Genomic DNA, 1,078 nt, shown 5'->3' with positions numbered 1-1,078 from the left:
GCCTGCACCGGATCGACCCGGCGCGAGACGTTCGTGCCCGCCCCGGCCCCGGTCCCGGTCTGCGGCGAAGCGCTGTCGTGCGGCGTGGCGGTCTGTGGGTGCGCGGCATCGCCCGCCGACCCCCCGGATCGCGGCTCCGCCTCGGCCGGCCCACCGGACCGACCCACCCCCTGCCCCGCCCCGGCGTCGTGGGTGACCCCCGCCCCCGCGCCGCCGGGCCGGCGCACCAACCGGTACGCCTGCATCACCGACATCCCACCACGCCGTTACGACACCCGGAAACCGACAGTCGTCCCGCCCGTCACCAGCTCACCTTGCCCGCGGCGCGCACCATTGCCGGCTCCGCCCCACGCCCGGCTCCATGCGGTCACGCCACCTCGGCGAAGTGGCCGCAACACGCGCGCCCGGACACCACCACCACCCCGAAGTGGTGTCGATCAACCACGCCGAGACGGTGGTGAACAAGCACGGGTGGCCGGGCGCGCGTCAGGTGAGGCGGGCGTCGATCAGGTCGAGCGCGGCGGGCACGATGTCGGCGTCCATCAGCAGGTCCAGCGCGGCCGGCTTGAGGAAGCGCTGCTCGCCGAGCCCGCGGATCCAGTCGAGCAGCGGCCGGTAGAAGCCGTCCACGACGACGATCACCATCGGCTTGGCGTGCAGGGCCAGGGTGGCTGTGGTCCACACCTCGAACAGCTCGTCCAACGTGCCCAGGCCGCCGGGCAGCGCCACGAACGCGTCGGACTTCTCGTCCATCAGCGTCTTGCGGTCGGCCAGGCTGTCGGTCACCAGCAGCTCGTCGGAGTCAGGTCGGCGACCTCCAGGTCGACCAGGGACTGCGGGATGACGCCGATGGTGCGGCCGCCGGCCGCCCGAGCGCCCTCCACCACGGCGCCCATCATGCCGACGCAGCCGCCGCCGCTGACCAGCGTGTGACCGCGCCGGGCGAGTTCCTCGCCGGTCTCGGTGGCCAGCGCGAGCCAGCGGTCGTCGAGGGTACGGGAGGACGCGCAGAAGACACAGACGTTCGCCACGTTCAGCTCCGTCCGGCCGGGCCCTCGGGGGCGGCCTCGGCGGCGGC

2 pseudogenes are annotated in these 1,078 nt (G+C 74.1%); both read right to left on the bottom strand.

Annotated elements, in window-relative coordinates:
• A pseudogene (locus tag AB0L34_RS34305) lies at positions 1–254 on the bottom strand (hypothetical protein); the annotation flags it as partial.
• Between the two features lie 232 nt (positions 255–486).
• Positions 487–1,031 (bottom strand): annotated as a pseudogene (locus AB0L34_RS34300) (TIGR00730 family Rossman fold protein).
• Between the last annotated feature and the right edge of the window lie 47 nt (positions 1,032–1,078).

Source organism: Micromonospora sp. NPDC052213, assembly GCF_040679695.1.
Classification (GTDB): Bacteria; Actinomycetota; Actinomycetes; order Mycobacteriales; family Micromonosporaceae; genus Micromonospora.
This window is presented reverse-complemented; position numbering and strand designations above follow the sequence as displayed.